Origin of the sequence: Pseudomonas sp. JZ134, assembly GCF_051027695.1 — a bacterium.
GTDB classification, from domain to species: domain Bacteria; phylum Pseudomonadota; class Gammaproteobacteria; order Pseudomonadales; family Pseudomonadaceae; genus Chryseomonas; species Chryseomonas luteola.
In genome coordinates this window covers 553783-570027 of the sequence record NZ_CP069250.1, presented here as the reverse complement: position 1 = coordinate 570027, position 16245 = coordinate 553783, and the positions used below count along the sequence as shown (strand labels likewise).

14 protein-coding genes are annotated in these 16245 nt (G+C 55.9%); 4 read left to right on the top strand and 10 right to left on the bottom strand.

Going from position 1 to position 16245, the window contains the following annotated elements; translation table 11 throughout:
- Positions 1-19: 19 nt before the first annotated feature.
- The 4 genes from JQR86_RS02495 to JQR86_RS02480 all read right to left on the bottom strand — a co-directional run bounded on the left by JQR86_RS02495 (position 20) and on the right by JQR86_RS02480 (position 5255).
- Positions 20-1369, bottom strand: a complete 1350-nt coding sequence (locus JQR86_RS02495; RefSeq protein WP_434154261.1) for a hypothetical protein — start codon at positions 1367-1369, stop codon at positions 20-22.
- Between the two features lie 157 nt (positions 1370-1526).
- Positions 1527-2900, bottom strand: coding sequence for a hypothetical protein (locus tag JQR86_RS02490; protein ID WP_434154260.1), 1374 nt, complete (start codon positions 2898-2900; stop codon positions 1527-1529).
- A 100-nt stretch (positions 2901-3000) separates the two neighbouring features.
- Positions 3001-4056: a hypothetical protein gene (locus JQR86_RS02485; protein WP_286787753.1), complete on the bottom strand. Its 1056-nt coding sequence runs from the start codon at positions 4054-4056 to the stop codon at positions 3001-3003.
- 134 nt (positions 4057-4190) lie between these two features.
- Positions 4191-5255 (bottom strand): hypothetical protein, encoded by a 1065-nt coding sequence (locus JQR86_RS02480; protein WP_434154259.1) that lies wholly within the window; start codon positions 5253-5255, stop codon positions 4191-4193.
- A 395-nt stretch (positions 5256-5650) separates the two neighbouring features.
- Here JQR86_RS02480 and JQR86_RS02475 point away from each other — a divergent pair, with 395 nt between their 5' ends.
- Positions 5651-5944 carry a YciI family protein gene (locus tag JQR86_RS02475; RefSeq protein ID WP_434154258.1) on the top strand — a complete coding sequence of 98 codons (294 nt, stop codon included), beginning with the start codon at positions 5651-5653 and terminating at the stop codon, positions 5942-5944.
- 33 nt (positions 5945-5977) lie between these two features.
- Here JQR86_RS02475 and nhaA read toward each other — a convergent pair whose 3' ends face one another.
- On the bottom strand, positions 5978-7153 hold the full coding sequence (gene nhaA, locus JQR86_RS02470; RefSeq protein WP_010795877.1) for a Na+/H+ antiporter NhaA: 1176 nt from the start codon (positions 7151-7153) through the stop codon (positions 5978-5980).
- A 36-nt stretch (positions 7154-7189) separates the two neighbouring features.
- On the bottom strand, positions 7190-8278 hold the full coding sequence (locus tag JQR86_RS02465) for an AI-2E family transporter (protein ID WP_434154823.1): 1089 nt from the start codon (positions 8276-8278) through the stop codon (positions 7190-7192).
- Between the two features lie 465 nt (positions 8279-8743).
- Between JQR86_RS02465 and ahpC the strand changes: the two genes are divergently transcribed.
- Both ahpC and ahpF read left to right on the top strand, forming a co-directional pair.
- A complete protein-coding gene (ahpC, locus tag JQR86_RS02460) occupies positions 8744-9307 on the top strand; it encodes an alkyl hydroperoxide reductase subunit C (RefSeq protein ID WP_010795879.1) in 564 nt (187 codons plus the stop codon).
- Between the two features lie 121 nt (positions 9308-9428).
- Positions 9429-10985 carry an alkyl hydroperoxide reductase subunit F gene (ahpF, locus tag JQR86_RS02455; RefSeq protein WP_010795880.1) on the top strand — a complete coding sequence of 519 codons (1557 nt, stop codon included), beginning with the start codon at positions 9429-9431 and terminating at the stop codon, positions 10983-10985.
- An 86-nt stretch (positions 10986-11071) separates the two neighbouring features.
- On the opposite strand, the gene JQR86_RS02450 is transcribed toward ahpF, so the two are convergent.
- The 4 genes from JQR86_RS02450 to JQR86_RS02435 form a co-directional block, all read right to left on the bottom strand.
- Positions 11072-11425, bottom strand: coding sequence for a rhodanese-like domain-containing protein (locus JQR86_RS02450; protein WP_434154257.1), 354 nt, complete (start codon positions 11423-11425; stop codon positions 11072-11074).
- A 36-nt stretch (positions 11426-11461) separates the two neighbouring features.
- A complete protein-coding gene (gene chrA, locus JQR86_RS02445) occupies positions 11462-12811 on the bottom strand; it encodes a chromate efflux transporter (RefSeq protein ID WP_434154256.1) in 1350 nt (449 codons plus the stop codon).
- A gap of 59 nt (positions 12812-12870) precedes the next feature.
- Complete coding sequence (gene dmeF, locus JQR86_RS02440; RefSeq protein ID WP_434154255.1) at positions 12871-13821, bottom strand: CDF family Co(II)/Ni(II) efflux transporter DmeF; 951 nt, start codon at positions 13819-13821, stop codon at positions 12871-12873.
- A 132-nt stretch (positions 13822-13953) separates the two neighbouring features.
- Positions 13954-15240 (bottom strand): alanine/glycine:cation symporter family protein, encoded by a 1287-nt coding sequence (locus tag JQR86_RS02435; RefSeq protein WP_404627274.1) that lies wholly within the window; start codon positions 15238-15240, stop codon positions 13954-13956.
- A gap of 336 nt (positions 15241-15576) precedes the next feature.
- On the opposite strand from JQR86_RS02435, the gene JQR86_RS02430 reads away from it, so the two are divergent.
- Complete coding sequence (locus tag JQR86_RS02430; RefSeq protein ID WP_434154254.1) at positions 15577-16200, top strand: hypothetical protein; 624 nt, start codon at positions 15577-15579, stop codon at positions 16198-16200.
- The last annotated feature ends 45 nt before the right edge of the window (positions 16201-16245 follow it).

Genomic DNA, 16245 nt, shown 5'->3' with positions numbered 1-16245 from the left:
CACGGCAGCGTCTGCTCCCTCATTGCTGAAGCACAGAAGCCACGTTGTTCAAGCCATTCTGAACGATGGTCGCCGAGTCATTTCCGCTGTTGAAGTCACCATTGACCAAACCGCCCTGCACCACCGTTGCCACGTTGCCGCTCAGGCTCTGACTGATACTGGCCTCGTTACCGCCATTGCTCCAGCTTTGCGTCAGGCTGGCGCTATTAAGGTCACCGCTTTGGGTGATTTCAGCCATGGCCGTCCCAGTGGGGTTGGCCTGGGTGATGTCGGCCTCATTGTCATTGCCAGTCTGGGTAATCTCGGCCTGCCGGCTGCCCCAGAACTGGTCAATCGAAGCAGTGTTGCGATCACCCTCCTGGGCAATCCGCGCCACACTGTCATACACCATAGGCCCACCACCACCTTGGGCGGCCGCGGCCTGGTTGGCATTACCGGTTTGACTGACATCGATCACGCTACGGTCTGCCTGTTGGCTTAGTGTTGCGCTATTGGTAGAACCTAGTTGATCGAGATTAATGGTGTTGGTAATCCCATCCTGATTAATCGAAACGGTATTCTCATCACCAATGGAACTGCCACGCACCGTGGCGCCGAGCCCACTCTGCGCGCTGGTCAGCTGGTTGGCGTTACCTTCCTGGCGGAAAATGAACGACGCATTCGAGCCTTGATCAACCGTCGCGGAGTTGCCGTTACCCACTTGGTCCAATGTCATCTCGGAAAGATAACGTGAGGTACTCTGAGTGACAGACGCCAGATTTTCGTTACCGTTTTGGGTAACCGTAGCAACAGCTCCCGAATCGCTACTGCCCTGCTCCAGGATAATCGTATTGTTATCGCCTAATTGGGTAGTCTGTCCAACACCATAGCCGGTCTGAGTCACCTGAGTGGCGTTGCCGTTACCCACGCTGGAAGTATTAACGGTATTGGCGTACCACTGTTGCTGGATGGTATGTGTATTGTTGTTGCCTTCCTGATAGACCGTGGCCTCGGAACCCTGCCCATCCTGCTGATACAGCGACACGCTGTTGTCATCGCCTGCCTGGGTTACAGTAGCCGATTGTGAGCCGCTGTCCTGATAAAGATAGGCCGTGTTCCGGTTACCGGTCTGGCCCAGATCGATAGTGTTGGAAGAAAACGCAGTGTCCTGAACAGTCTCCGCGACGTTGTCATCGCCGTTTTGGACAATGGCAGATCGGCCGAAACTTCCCGTCTGTGTTTGCGTCGCCTGATTTCTTGCGCCCTGCTGCTCTAGCGTAGCCTCGTTGTTGTCTCCTGCCTGACTCTGGGTAGCGGTATTGCTTTCAGCATAGGCATGGCTGCCAATAACCAACATCAAGGCAACAGCCAAGGGTTTTAACCTGAACATATGCACGTCCCTCAATAGCGTTATTGTTGTTGTCCGGGCCTGTATCTCACAGGATCGGACAGGCGGTAACGCACGCCTGGACTACGGCAGTAATTTTCAGGCCCAGACGCTAGAACAACAGGTGCTGCCTCATTCAGGACAACACCTGCACCGTCGGTTATTGCTGAATAACCGAAGCCACATTGTTCATACCGGTTTGAGAGATAGTGGCTACACGCTCACCGACCACTACTTCGCCATTGAGCAGGCCGCCTTGAGTGATACTCGCTACATTACCTGCCACCTGCTGGGTAATTGTGGCCTCGTCGAACCCTACCGTGTCATGTTGAGTAATCGAGGCCTTATGGTTATCCCCAGTCTGCTGAATGCCGGCTGTTGTCCAACCCTCAATATTGCTGTGATCTATAGTCGCCTGGTTGGCTGCTCCGGCTTGCTCGATAAAACCTCTCGCCAAAGGCCCAAAGCTTTGGTTCAACACAGCGCTGTTTGCCTCTCCTTCCTGAAGGACATAGGCACTGCTGTTAGGCTCGTAATCACTAACGTAATCATCTTGCGTAATGGCAGTCTCGTTTCCTGTTCCGGTCTGACGAACAGACGCGGTATGACCAAGCCCTCTTTGAGAGACAGCTATACGGTTGTTATCACCGTTCTGCTCCAGCCATGCATTCAAGTATGTCCCCACTTGACTGGCTTCTATGACGTTGCCATTTCCAACCATGGCGCCGCCCAAAGAGCCTCGCCAGATGCCTTGGTCTGCAACCAGATCATTGCCAGTGCCATCCTGAACGAACTCAAGCGTTGCCATATCGGAACGTTGAGCCAAGTTGGCTGTATTGCCATCACCTACCTGATTCAGGATCAAGTCGATTTGCCCATACCGCGACGAGGTTTGATAAAGCGTCGCCGCCTGGTTTGTACCCTTTTGGTAGACCTCGATATTGCCCCCGGCGTAGCCTACACTTTGGGTCAGCTCAACCGAATTACCCTCGCCTCGCTGCTCAGCATGCGCAGGTCCGCCTCCATACTGCGTAGTGGTTGCGCTATTTCCATTACCCACACTCGTTACGCTTAATTCATTGCCGTAGCGCAGCTGCTGGATGTTATGGATGTTCCCATTCCCCTCCTGATACAAGCTGGCAACCGAGCCATTGCCGTCCTGTTGGTAAAGCGTTATGTCATTGCCATCTCCTCGCTGCAAAACAGTAGCCTGATGTCCGTATCCCAGGTTCTGTTGATTGAGCAGCGCGGTGTTCTGATTGCCAATCTGTTCAAGCCGCAGACTGTTTTCAGGGGTAGAAGCCTGGGATACCTGCTCGATTTGAGCTGAATTACCGTTACCGGTCTGCACAACTTCCGAGCGACTGAAGTCACCCCTTTGAATCTGGGCAGCGTTATTACCCTCACCGGCCTGCTTCAGAAGAGTATCGTTGTAGTTACCGTCTTGTGTTTGGATAGCAGTGTTATTTGCGGCAAGGGCATAACTGCCTGAGAGTATCAGCAGTGCCATAACCAAGGGCTTGAGCGTAAACATGTAGAAGTACCTCTATGAGGTCACACGAACGGGCGAACTCTGGCCTTACCAGCCCAGTACTCAGGGCTGGCGCTAACCATGTCAGCGCCAGCTGCTTACATCACTGCTGGGTAATCCTGGCAATGTTTCCTGTACCGTTCTGCAGGACGGTAGCTGAGTTGCCGTTTATATCTACTGGCGTGGCCTGAGTAATGGCAACCTGATTGGAGAAGCCTATCTGGCTGACCACAGCCAGGCTGTTGTTGCCAGACTGGTCGATTGTGGCGAGGTTACCGTCACCCTCCTGTACGAGATCTACACGAGCGAAATACAGGTCCTGGGTAATAGCAGCCACGTTGTCATTGCCCGTAGAGCGTCCTGTAATGGTGCCGCTGATACTAAACTGATCAATTGTCAGGTCGTTATTATTGCCCTGCTGGGCAAAATCAACCGTACTAAATCCGCCGTTTTGATTGATCGTGGCGGTATTGGTATCACCTTCCTGCGCTAATGCCACACTGGTCGCAGGATAGCGACCTGAGCTTTGGGTAACGGAAGCCAGGTTTTCATTGCCGTTCTGCTGGATTGTGGCTGTACCACCTGAGGAGCCGCCGGTTTGATCCAGGTTGATAACATTGTTATCGCCTGTCTGTATCGCCTCTGCCTGCATTCCGTGCCGTTGTATAGCATTCAGAGCGTTGCCATTACCCACCGTACGTGCTGTCAGCTCGTTGCCGCCATAGCCGTTCTGCTCAACATTGTGCGTATTGTTGCTGCCTTCCTGATACAGCGTAGCGACAGCGCCATTACCGCCTTGCTGATACAACGCTACGGTGTTTGTATCGCCCAACTGGGTAACAGTGGCGCTATGCTCTAGATCGAAGCTCTGCTGGTAGACCTGGGCTACGTTGCTATTTCCTGTCTGATAAAGATCAACCGTATTCCCAAGCCCCAGCTGCGTTGTTTCAGCCGCATTGGTGGCCCCATTCTGAGTAATAGCCGAGCGATGTCCGTTGCCCTCTTGAGTTTGGGTAGCGGTATTGCCTTCGCCCGTCTGCTCCAGTGTCGTTTCGTTGTAATTACCGTCCTGCGTTTGGGTAGCGGTGTTGTTTGCAGCCAGGGCATAGCTGCCGGAGAGCATCAGCAATGCTACAACTAGGGGTTTGAGTTTGAACATGAGAGATCCCTCTAGACGAATAAGTTAACCACTAAGGCCCGTACCGAGCGCAGGGAATGGCCCCTACGCCCTCTAGGTAAATGGGACCGCTACGCTTGGGCAGGCAGTAACAGCCCCAAATACTCTACTGACTGCTACTGCTGGGTAATCCTGGCCACGTTGCCGGTACCGCTCTGCATGACGGTCGCTGCGCTCCCTTCACCGAATACACCAGCTATACCGGTTTGCGTCAGCGCAACCTGATTGGCAGAGCCCATTTGATTGACGGTTGCGATACTTCCACTGCCGCCCTGGTTGATCGTGGCCAGGTTGGCATCACCCTCCTGCACCAGATCTACCTTCGTGTAGTAGTCACCTTGCATGATGCTGGCAACGTTGTTGTCACCGACTGAACGCCCGGAAATGGCTCCGTTAGTGCTGAACTGATCGACATTCAACTCGTTGTTGCTACCCTCCTGGGTAAACTCAACGACGTCAAAGCCGCCACGCTGACTGATGGTCGACGTATTGGCATCGCCGTCCTGCGTCAGCGTCACTCGCCCAGCAGGGTAGCGGCCCGAGGTCTGCGTTACCGACGCCAGGTTGCTGTTGCCGTCTTGGGTAATCGTGGTCCAGCTTCCGCCCATACTGCCAGTCTGATCCAGACTGATGAGGTTGTTGTCTCCGGTCTGGATAGTCTGTGCAAATACACCCTCATTGCGTTGAATAGCATCAAGCCTATTGCCGGTACCTACCATACGCGCTACCAGCTCCTTGAAACCTTCACCGTTCTGTTCAACGTCATGGATATTGTTGTTGCCCTCTTGGTACAGAGTCGCCACGGAGCCATTACCGTTCTGCTGGTACAGCGTCACGTGGTTCGTATCGCCCAACTGGGTAACGGTAGCGCTATGCCCATAGATAAAGCTCTCCTGGTAGACCTGAGCTATGTTGCTATCACCCGTCTGGTAGAGAGCGACCGCATTTTCAAGTCCTAGCTGCGTCGTTTCAGCCGAATTAATGGACCCATTCTGGGTAATGGCGGAGCGATGCGCTGAGCCAGCCTGGGTCTGCGTCGCAGTATTGCCCTGCCCGCTCTGTTCAAGGATAACTTCGTTGTTATCGCCATCCTGCGCCTGGGTGGCACTATGGCTGGCAGCAAAGGCGGTAGTACCAAGGGAGACGAGAAGAATTAATGCCAAAGGCTTGAGCGTAGACATGAGTACTTTCCTTGATTAGTCGTAAGGCCGATAAGCTGAGCAAAAGGCAAAGCTGTAAAACCATTAACTACTCATGAAGGCACACGTGAAGGCGTGCCCAGTGACTCCTGTAACAGTTGATCGGCAGGTTCGATGTCCAGCATCCCGGCAACGGATCATCCTACTCACCCGCGCGAACACGTATGGCAGTGCCCCACGGTAACAACCTGATCTCCAGCCTGGAGATACGGAGGCGAAGATTCGTGCAAATCCGTCTTTACGAATATCCATCGAACGGTGTAATACGATGAATGGTATTCATCCTAGACACTTGCGCTGGTTTATAAGACAGAACTGTCAGGCACTCGAATCGCCTGGACTGATCTCCACCAACACAATTAAAAACAGGAGCCACCATGCAATTTGTAGTAACCGCCTACGACCATACCGATCCAGAGGCCTTTAATCGTCGACTGGAAAATCGCCAGGCTCATCTGGAAGGAATTCGAGCCATGGCCAAGGAAGGAACATTTATCAGCGGCGGGGCCATTCTGAACGATGAAGGTCGAATGGTAGGCTCGACCGTACATGTCGAATTCGAGAGTCGCGAGGCATTGGACCTCTGGTTGAAGAGCGACCCCTATGTCACGGGTCGCGTCTGGAATGAGATAGATGTACGAGAAATCAAGCTCGTTAACATCACCACATGATGCAAAAAGGGCACCTTCCGGTGCCCTTTGCTCTTAGGCGTTTTTCTTTTTGCCGACCGCAATCAGCATAAGCGCACCCAGACAGCCGGACGTAATCGACCCCAGCAGTACACCGATCTTGACCGCATCCACCAGTTCTGGCGAATTGGGGAATGCCAGCAGGCCGATGAAGAGGCTCATCGTGAAGCCGATTCCACACAGCAGGCCGATCCCGTACAGCTGCTTCCAGGTGGCATGTTCCGGCAGTTCGGCCAGTCCCAGGCGAATACTCAACCAGGCAAACGAGAATACGCCCACCTGCTTGCCAACCAAGAGGCCCAGCGCGATCCCCAGCGGAACCGAGCCCATCACGGAGGCAAGGCTCACGCCATTGAACGAGACACCGGCGTTGGCGAATCCAAAGATCGGAATGACCAGAAACGCGGTATAAGGGTGCAATGTATGCTCAAGACGCTCCAGCGGCGGATGCTTCGAGCCGGTACGCAGCGGGATGGTCAGGGCCAGCGCTACCCCGGCCAGTGTCGCGTGTACGCCCGATTTGAACACGAAGAACCACAACACGATACCGACCAGCAGATATGGCAGGATTCGCGTTACGCCCAGCTTGTTCATGGCAATCAGCACCAGCAGGGTGAGACCCGCCAGTCCCAACATCGGCAGGGACAGATCTGCCGTGTAGAACACCGCAATGATGCACACGGCGAACAGGTCGTCGAGAATCGCAAGCGCGGTCAGGAAGATCTTGAGCGATACCGGAATACGCGAGCCCAGCAGGGAGAGTACCCCGAGTGCAAAGGCGATATCGGTTGCCGTGGGGATCGCCCAGCCTTGAAGCAAATGCGCATCGTCATGGTTGAGTGCCGCATAAATCACCGCTGGCACGACCGCCCCGCCTAATGCCGCCAGCCCTGGCAGTGCACGCCGTCCCCAAGTGGACAACTGCCCGACCAGCATTTCACGTTTGATTTCGAGCCCGACCAGCAGGAAGAAGACGGCCATGAGCGCATCGTTGATCCAGTGCAGGACACTCATGCCCAGCACGTAGCGCTCCAGGGTGCTGAAGTACACACTGGCCAGCGGCGAATTCGCCACAATCAAAGCAATGGCTGCCACGGCCATCAGAAGCAATCCGCCTGAGGCCTCGCTCGTCAGAAAGGCCCTGTAAAAGGCCTGGAGGCCATTCGAGCCCCGGATCTTGTTGTCTTGCATCTTTTCAACCTCACTCCTGAAAATGTAATCGAAGCCTTAAGGGCTTTTCTCTGATGTGTTGTTATTGGATACGACCACGGCATCCCGCGGCCAGGCGCTCCAAAGCGCCTTGAACAGGGTCGCCAGCGGGATCGCAAAGAAGATTCCCCAAAAGCCCAGCGTGCCGCCAAAAAAGAGAATGGCCAGGATAATGGCTACCGGATGCAGATTGACGGCACCTGAAAACAGCAGCGGTGACAATACATTTCCATCCAGTATCTGAATGATGGTGTAAGCCAGAATCGCATACAGGAACTGATCGCCCAGACCAAAGCTAAAGCCTGCCACAGCCGCAACGGGCAAGGTCGCGACGGCAGCACCAATGAAGGGAATCAGCACGGACAGACCGACCACCAGCCCGAGCAACATGGCATAGGGCAACCCCAGGATATAAAACGTGGCGTAGCTAACCGCCGCCACGATCACAATCTCGATGACCTTGCCGCGCACATAGTTGGCGATCTGCTCGTCGACCTCCTTCCATACTCGGGTCATCAGGGTCCGCTTACGGGGAAGTACGGACAGGAAGAAGCCCACCAGCAGGTCCTTGTCCTTGAGCATGAAAAACACCAGGATCGGCACCAGTACCAGAAACGTACCAAAGGCGATGATATTGCCCAGCGAGGTCAACGACAGCCGGACCGCTCGTTGCGCAAGGGCAGTCAGCTCACTGCCTGCCGTCCCGATCCAGCCCTGAATCTGCTCATGAGTAACGACACTGGGATAGCGCTGCTGAAGCTCATCCAAGAGGACCTGAGCCTGAGCAAACATCCGGGGCGACTCTTGCAACAGCGTCACCAGCTGATCCCATACCAGCGGGAGCACAAACAACAAGAGGCCCAGGAATATGCCTAAAAAAGACAGGAACATGAGCGATATTGCCCAAATCCGGGGTACTCTCCAGTGCTCCAGACGGCTGACGCCACCCTGTAGGAGAAAGGCGACGACCAGCGCCGTCAGGAACGGCGCCAGGGGCTTGCCCAACAACATGACCAGAGCAAAGCCCAAGATGAGCAAGACGCTGAGAACCACCGCTTCATCTTGGGAGAAATAGCGGGCAAACCACTGGGTAATGACGCGCCTGATCGCCATGACTAATGCCCTCCACGCTGGGCAGGTTCAGGTCGGCAACCTGAAAAGACAGCGATCAACAGTGAAGTGAATCTGCTTGGGAAGTCGAAGCCCTCAGGAAACAACTGGACGAATGCGGCTCCTGACATGTTTCTCCTTCGTCATCCTGTTTAACGAACACGATCGGCAAGGAAACCATATTTTTCAGCCCAATGCTCAACAGCTGTTTTTCACAAAATGTCCGAGCTAGTGCGTCTAGGCGCTTGAATTCTGATAATTCAGCCATACCACTAGCGCTTGCGGCAGTGTTTGTTGACCTCAGATACCTCCAAGTACTCTGCCTGAAAGAAAGACTTAATGATCTTGAATGCGTGGATAGGTCAAACTTATGAGATTGATGCCCACATTCAATTAAGTCTAATGTGCATAAGCGAGTATCTTATCCCTCGCCAATTCTTAACCCCTGATGGAGATTCAGTGATGTCTTTGATCAATTCCGAGATCAAACCGTTTAAAGCTACAGCGTACAAGGATGGCAAGTTCATCGATCTGACTGAAGCTGACTTCAAAGGCAAGTGGTCCCTGGTTGTTTTCTACCCAGCTGACTTCACCTTCGTTTGCCCGACTGAGCTGGAAGACCTGGCTGACCTGTACCCTGAATTCCAAAAGCTGGGCGTAGAGATCTACGGCGTATCGTGCGATACCCACTTCGCTCACAAAGCGTGGCACGACACTTCCGACGCTATCAAGAAAGTTCAGTACGCCCTGGTTGGCGACCCAACAGCTACCCTGGCTCGCAACTTCGATGTTCTGATCGAAGAAGAAGGCATGGCACTGCGTGGTTCTTTCCTGATCAACCCGGAAGGCCAGATCAAGCTGTGTGAAGTACACGACAACGGCATCGGCCGCGACGCGTCCGAAATGCTGCGTAAGGTCAAGGCTGCTCAGTACGTTGCCTCCCACCCGGGCGAAGTTTGCCCTGCCAAGTGGAAAGAAGGCGAAGCTACTCTGAGCCCGTCTCTGGACCTGGTTGGCAAGATCTAAACGCCAACACACGGTTATCTGCGCTTAGGAGCCGGCTTCCGGCTCCCTCTAGTGCCCGAACGCCCGGGCGGAATACGTCCGGGCGTTTTTATTCCCGAAATTTGTCGAGAGGTAATGCCTCATGTTGGACGCCAGTCTTAAAACTCAGCTTAAAGCCTATCTGGAAAAGGTTACCAAACCCTTCGAGATCGTCGCGTCCCTTGATGACGGCGCTAAATCTCAAGAAATGTTGGGTCTGCTCCAGGACATCGTCAGCCTGACTGACAAGATCACCCTGCGCACCGATGGCAATGATGCTCGCACACCTTCGTTTGCCCTGAACCGTCCGGGTGAGAACATCAGCCTGCGCTTTGCCGGTCTGCCCATGGGTCACGAGTTCACCTCGCTGGTTCTGGCGCTGCTGCAAGTGGGCGGTCACCCGTCCAAGGCCAGTGCAGATACTCTGGAAGCGATCCGCTCGCTCAAGGGCGAATTCAATTTCGAAACCTACTTCTCGCTGTCCTGCCAGAACTGCCCGGACGTTGTTCAGGCGCTGAACCTGATGGCCGTACTGAACCCGAACATCCGCCACGTTGCGGTCGACGGTGCGCTGTTCCAGGACGAAGTTACCGAGCGCCAGATCATGGCCGTGCCCAGCATCTACCTGAACGGCGAGCCGTTCGGTCAGGGCCGCATGGGTCTGGAAGAAATTCTGGCCAAGCTCGATACCGGCGCCAGTGCCCGTGACGCTGAAAAGCTCAGCGCCAAGGATGCCTTTGACGTACTGGTTATCGGTGGTGGTCCTGCCGGTGCTTCCGCTGCTGTGTATGCTGCCCGTAAAGGCATTCGTACCGGTGTTGCAGCCGAGCGTTTTGGCGGTCAGGTACTCGATACTCTGGCGATTGAAAACTTCATTTCCATCAAGGAAACCGAAGGCCCGAAACTGGCCGTAGCCCTTGAAGAGCACGTGAAGCAGTACGACGTCGACATCATGAACCTGCAGCGTGCCGAGCAACTGATCCCTGCCACCGAGGCGGGCCAGCTGCACGAAGTCAAGTTTGCCAATGGTGCTTCGCTCAAGTCCAAGACGCTGATCATTTCCACCGGCGCTCGTTGGCGTGAAATGAATGTCCCGGGTGAGAAGGAATACCGTAACCGTGGTGTAGCCTACTGCCCGCATTGCGACGGCCCGCTGTTCAAGGGCAAGCGCGTTGCAGTTATCGGTGGCGGCAACTCCGGTGTGGAAGCGGCAATCGACCTGGCCGGTATCGTGGCACACGTGACCCTGATCGAGTTTGACAGCCAGCTGCGTGCGGATGCGGTACTACAGCGCAAGCTGCACAGCCTGCCGAACGTGACCGTGATCACCAGTGCCCTGACCAGCGAAGTGAAAGGCGATGGCCAGAAAGTGGTTGGCCTGACCTACAAGGACCGCAACTCCAGTGAGTTCAAGTCCATCGACCTGGAAGGTATCTTCGTCCAGATCGGTCTGGTCCCCAACACCGAATGGCTCAAGGGCACCGTCGAGCTGTCGCCCCGTGGCGAGATCGTTGTAGATAGCCGTGGCGAAACCTCGCTGCCGGGTATCTTTGCGGCCGGCGACGTAACAACCGTACCGTACAAGCAGATCGTGATCGCGGTCGGCGAAGGTGCGAAGGCTTCCCTAGCTGCATTCGATTATCTGATCCGCCAGGTGTAAGTTTGACTGTGTACCGCTCTGCCGGTACACAGCCTTCTCAAAACGCAGGGTATCTAAGATGCCCTGCGTTTTTTATTGCTCGTTGATCAGTCTTTCTGGGTATTGCAGGCCGCAAGGCCTCCCTCGATGGAGACGACTTGGGTGTATCCCATGCGCTGCAGGCTTTCGGCGGCCAACGCTCCCCGGTTACCGCCACCGCAATAGCAGACGATCGATGTGGCCTTGTTGGCTGCCAGTTCGCCGATGTGCATCTCAAGAATCCCCCGGCTCATGTGGGTCGCGCCGTCCAGGTGCCCCCGTTCGAACTCGTCCCGCTCCCGAACGTCCAGAAGCAGCGCGCCCTGATCGACCAGTTGCTCGGCTTCAACGGGCGAAACCTGCCGAATACGAGACTTGGCGTCGGCTGCAAGTTTGAGAAAATCGTCTGAATGGTTAGCCATAGTGCATCCTCTCTTCTGCAGCCAAGCTGCTCCTTGTCACATGAATACGGCGTGCATTAACAACCCTACTGTTGCACAGGCTAGCAGCACTTCCATAACTGTGCGCTTGAACCGGAAGAGCGCTATCGCTGCCAGCAGTGTGATTAGAGCGGAGAGTAGGTCGAACGATCCGCTCAAGCCCTGCGGCCAGAATACGTGGTAGCCGAAGAACAAGGCCAGATTCAGGATTACGCCGACGACCGCCGCGGTAATGGCGGTGAGCGGAGCTGTGAAGCCCACCACATTATGGGTGGACTCCACCAGAGGCCCGCCGGCCAGAATGAAAAGAAACGAAGGCAGAAAGGTAAACCAGGTCACCAGCACGGCAGCCAATGCCCCGGCGGCAAACATGTGCTCGTCCCCTAATGCCACCTGCCCATATCCGCCTAAAAACGCGACAAACGCCACCACCATGATCAATGGTCCGGGTGTGGTTTCACCCAGGGCAAGACCATCGATCATCTGGCTTGGGCTCAGCCAGCCGTAGTGTGTGACGGCACCCTGATATACATAGGGCAATACCGCATAGGCACCGCCAAAGGTCAGCAGTGCAGCCTTGGTAAAAAACCAGCCCATCTGGGTGAAGGTATGAGTCCAGCCAAACAGATAGACCAAGGTCAGCATCGGCACGATCCAGAGAAATATACCCATGATTAACAGTTGCGCCAGCCGCGACCAGCGAAAACGGGCATGCGCTGGCGGTGGCGTGTCATCATCGATCAGCGCGGGTCCGAACGAAGCCGCCTGATTGGCATGCTCTCCCCCTACCCTGAACCGCTCCGGAGCGTACCTGCCTCCAAGAAAGCCAATAACCGCCGCAGATAGTACGATCAGGGGAAACGGCACGTTGAAGGCAAACAAGGCGATGAACGAAGCCGCCGCAATGGGCCAGAGCCAATGGTTTTTCAAGGTACGTGTTCCGATGCGATGGGCCGCCTGCACAACAATGGCGGTCACCGCTGGCTTGATGCCGTAGAAGATACCTGCCACAACCGGAGCGTTGCCCCAGGCCAGATAGATCCATGACAGGGTGATCAGGATAAGCAGCGAAGGCAATATAAAGAGCGCTCCGGCGATCACCCCACCCCAGGTCCGGTGCATCAACCAGCCGATATAGGTCGCCAATTGTTGGGCTTCAGGTCCGGGCAGTACCATGCAGTAGTTGAGCGCATGGAGAAAGCGCCGCTCGGAAATCCAGCGTCGGCGCTCCACCAACTCCTGATGCATGATTGCGATCTGCCCAGCCGGTCCGCCAAAGCTGATAAAGCCCAGCTTGAGCCAGAATAGAAACGCCTGAAACAGGCCTACCGGGGCAGGAAGCGACAAGCGAGGCTCGGAAGAAGGCATGTTGAATCCTGTCGTTGACCAAGACCCGGTTATATCACTTGCCGCTGTCGCCTACCTCCTCAGCGTACCGGACAGATCCCGTCTCTGTTGATCTCAACCGTGATGTGGACAAGCTCTTCATGGACGGAAAGCTGCTGTTTGAAGTCTTCAGGCGAGGCATCACTGGTCGTGGCGATGCTGACGATGCAGGCGTACTTGCCCTTACCTACCTTCCAGACATGCAGATCACAGATCTTGGCCTCGATAGGGCTCTCTGCGATCACATCCCTGACCTCCTGTACCACCGGATCGTCCATCTGCGCATCCAGCAGCACACGCCCGGTTTGCTTGATGAGCCCAACGGCCCAGATGGCGACCAGTATGCCGCCTACGATTCCCATGACCGGGTCGAGCCAGCTGGCCCCCCAGAGCATGCCGCCAATCAGCGCGACGATAGCCAGGACGGAGGTTGCCGCATCAGTAATGACATGGATGTAGGCCGAACGCAGATTCAGGTCCTGATGCTCACCGTGGACATGATGATGATCGTGACCATGATCATGATCATGCCCGTGAGAATCCTTGAGCAGCCACGCACACACCAGATTGACCAGCAATCCCAGAATGGCGATGGCGATGGCCTGCGTATAGTGAATCGGAGCAGGTGTCACGAGCCTGATCACGGATTCATACAGCATCAACAGAGCGATGCCAATCAGCGCCAGCGCACTGGTATAGCCAGCCAGCACCTCCATTTTCCATGTTCCAAAGGCAAAGCGTGCGTCGGTCGCATACCGTCTGGCCGCCGCATAGGCGAACAGCGAAAGCCCCAGCGCCAGCACGTGGGAACTCATGTGCCAGCCATCCGCCAGCAGTGCCATGGAGTTGAAGGCCCAGCCGCCCGCAATCTCGATCACCATCATGATGGCGGTGAAAATCACGGCGCGGCGGGTATTCTTTTCCGCCAGCGGGTTTCCCTCGTTGAAGACGTGCGGGTGAGAACAGGAATGCTCAAGCGAAGATCGGGACATCGGAATGCTCTATCCAGAAAGGCCAGGAAAACAGCGTTAGCGTTTGGACCACAGCATAGCGATTTTCACCCATTTTCCAGGTCCGGGCCTCGCGAGCCTCAATGAAAAAGGCTCGCCGCAGCGAGCCTTCGTTTATTTGCTGGCGAAGTATTCTCGCGTCAGCCGGAGCACCACCGGACTGAGCAACAGCAGCGAGATCAGGTTAGGAATGGCCATCAGACCATTGAGCGTATCGGCCAGCAGCCAGGCGAAGTCCAACTGTGCAATTGCCCCAAAGGGAACTGCCAGCACGAAGATGATCCGGAACGGCAGAATGGTCTTGGTACCCGCAAGAAACTCCCAGCAGCGCTCGCAGTAATAGCTCCACCCCAGGATGGTGGTAAAGGCGAATACCACCAGGGCGATGGTCAGGATGATGCCGCCAAAACCGGGCAGCGCCGTCTCGAAGGCCGCCGCTGACAAGGCCGCCCCACTCTGCCCGCTCGTCCAGACGCCGGAGCAGATAATGGTAAGACCCGTCATGGTGCATATGATCAGAGTATCGATAAACGTTCCGAGCATACCGATCATGCCCGAGCGTACGGCGCTGTTGGTCGTACCGGCTGCCTGGGCGATACCGGCGGTACCCAACCCGGCTTCGTTGGAGAAGACGCCACGCGCCACCCCGAAGCGAATGGCAGCCATGACCGCCGCCCCTGCGAAGCCGCCCGTCGCCGCCGCCGGAGTGAAGGCATGGGTGAAGACCAGGCTGAGCGCATGAGGAATTTCGGACGCATGGGTCACCAGCACGGCAATGGCCGCAATGATATAGCCTATGCACATGGCAGGGACTAGGGACGAGGCGACCGCCCCGATCCGCTTAATACCGCCCAGGATCACGAGCCCCACAACCACCATGGTCGCGACACCGGTCAGCCACAGTGGCACGGAAAAGGTTGTCTCCAGGGCCTGCGCCATACTGTTGACCTGCACCATGTTGCCGATACCGAACCCGGCCAACCCACCGAACAGGGCAAAGGCGCCGCCTAGCCAGGCCCAGCGCTTGCCCAGGCCGTTGCGGATGGCATACATCGGGCCGCCGACATGCTCGCCACGCTCGTCCTTTTCACGAAAATGCACAGCCAATACCACTTCGGCATATTTGGTAGCCATGCCAACCAGTGCGGTACACCACATCCAGAACAGCGCGCCGGGGCCACCCAGGAAGATCGCGGTAGCAACACCCGCGATGTTGCCGGTTCCCACGGTGGCAGCCAGGCAGGTCATCAAGGCCTGGAAAGGGCTGATCTCACCGCTTTCGTCGTCATCCTTGGTCCGGCCCTGCCACAACAGGCGAAAGCCGGTGCCCAGTCTTACGATCGGCATCAGTTTGAGGCGTAGCATCAGATAAAGACCCGTGCACAGGATCAGTACCAGCATCGGCACGCCCCAGACAAGGCCATTGAGGTCGTTGACCAGGGTATGGAGAAATTGCACGTAGAACTCCTTACATTCATTCAACGCCAGGAAACGGGCGCTGAGCCATGAGGTCTAGCCAATGAGCGTCGCGCGCGCTGGAAACCACGCCAGGAAAGCCGAGTACAACTCAGCGGGAAGAAACGTCTGTGCGGTGCTCAATGAGGCTAGTAATAATGCGGCACCCCGGATCAATGGGTTAAACGTCATCCGGAGCGTGGACGGATGCTAGCACGTGTCTTTCGGAACGGGTCGGAAATTAGCACGTCCGCCGCCCTCTCTTCATACCAGGAGCACGCCATGCCGCTTTCCGCTGAAGTCCGCTGGTTTTGGCCCGCACTGCCGGGTACTGATCTGATCGACTGGTTTCACCGGTCCGATCTGTGGGATCAGCCACCGGGAGGTGGAATACGCAAGATGCACCACTACCTCAGGGACGCCAGTCAATCCGACCTCGGTATCAAAACCCGTGGAGACTCAACCGTTGAGGTAAAGGGGCTGGTCATACCTGACTGGCATACTCTGGACGTCTCGCCGTTCAAGGGGCCTGTCGAGTTATGGCATAAATGGCATTCCGAGGCATTGACGCTGACACCGCATCCTACGGTTGCCATTCATAAGCAGCGCTGGCTTCGCCTGTTTACGGTCGAGCAGGCCGCTCTGCGTGAAATCGCATTGGATGAAAACGAATCCCCTTACGAAGCCATGCCGTCCGCAGGCTGTACCGTAGAACTGACTCAACTCTGGGTTGATGGCCATGCGGCCGGCTGGACGCTGGGGCTTGAGGCCTTTGGTGATCGGCACGTTCTAGCAGCACATTTGAACGCGGTGGCAGCCTACCTGGGTACTCGCTGCCCACCGAGATGGCCTGAGGCTACACGCAACCATTATCCCGGCTGGCTGAAGCAGCAGGTGGAGCCTTGACGTTATCAACAGCCGGGCCCTCCCAACGCCCGGCTGTATAGTCTC

Coding starts and splice junctions, on each gene's coding strand:
- JQR86_RS02485 (WP_286787753.1), bottom strand. CDS start 4,056: ATGTTCAAACTCAAACCCCTAGTTGTAGCATTGCTGATGCTCTCCGGC.
- JQR86_RS02480 (WP_434154259.1), bottom strand. CDS start 5,255: ATGTCTACGCTCAAGCCTTTGGCATTAATTCTTCTCGTCTCCCTTGGT.
- ahpC (WP_010795879.1), top strand. CDS start 8,744: ATGTCTTTGATCAATTCCGAGATCAAACCGTTTAAAGCTACAGCGTAC.
- JQR86_RS02490 (WP_434154260.1), bottom strand. CDS start 2,900: ATGTTTACGCTCAAGCCCTTGGTTATGGCACTGCTGATACTCTCAGGC.
- nhaA (WP_010795877.1), bottom strand. CDS start 7,153: ATGCAAGACAACAAGATCCGGGGCTCGAATGGCCTCCAGGCCTTTTAC.
- JQR86_RS02435 (WP_404627274.1), bottom strand. CDS start 15,240: ATGCTGGTACTGATCCTGTGCACGGGTCTTTATCTGATGCTACGCCTC.
- chrA (WP_434154256.1), bottom strand. CDS start 12,811: ATGCCTTCTTCCGAGCCTCGCTTGTCGCTTCCTGCCCCGGTAGGCCTG.
- JQR86_RS02450 (WP_434154257.1), bottom strand. CDS start 11,425: ATGGCTAACCATTCAGACGATTTTCTCAAACTTGCAGCCGACGCCAAG.
- dmeF (WP_434154255.1), bottom strand. CDS start 13,821: ATGTCCCGATCTTCGCTTGAGCATTCCTGTTCTCACCCGCACGTCTTC.
- JQR86_RS02475 (WP_434154258.1), top strand. CDS start 5,651: ATGCAATTTGTAGTAACCGCCTACGACCATACCGATCCAGAGGCCTTT.
- JQR86_RS02495 (WP_434154261.1), bottom strand. CDS start 1,369: ATGTTCAGGTTAAAACCCTTGGCTGTTGCCTTGATGTTGGTTATTGGC.
- ahpF (WP_010795880.1), top strand. CDS start 9,429: ATGTTGGACGCCAGTCTTAAAACTCAGCTTAAAGCCTATCTGGAAAAG.
- JQR86_RS02430 (WP_434154254.1), top strand. CDS start 15,577: ATGCCGCTTTCCGCTGAAGTCCGCTGGTTTTGGCCCGCACTGCCGGGT.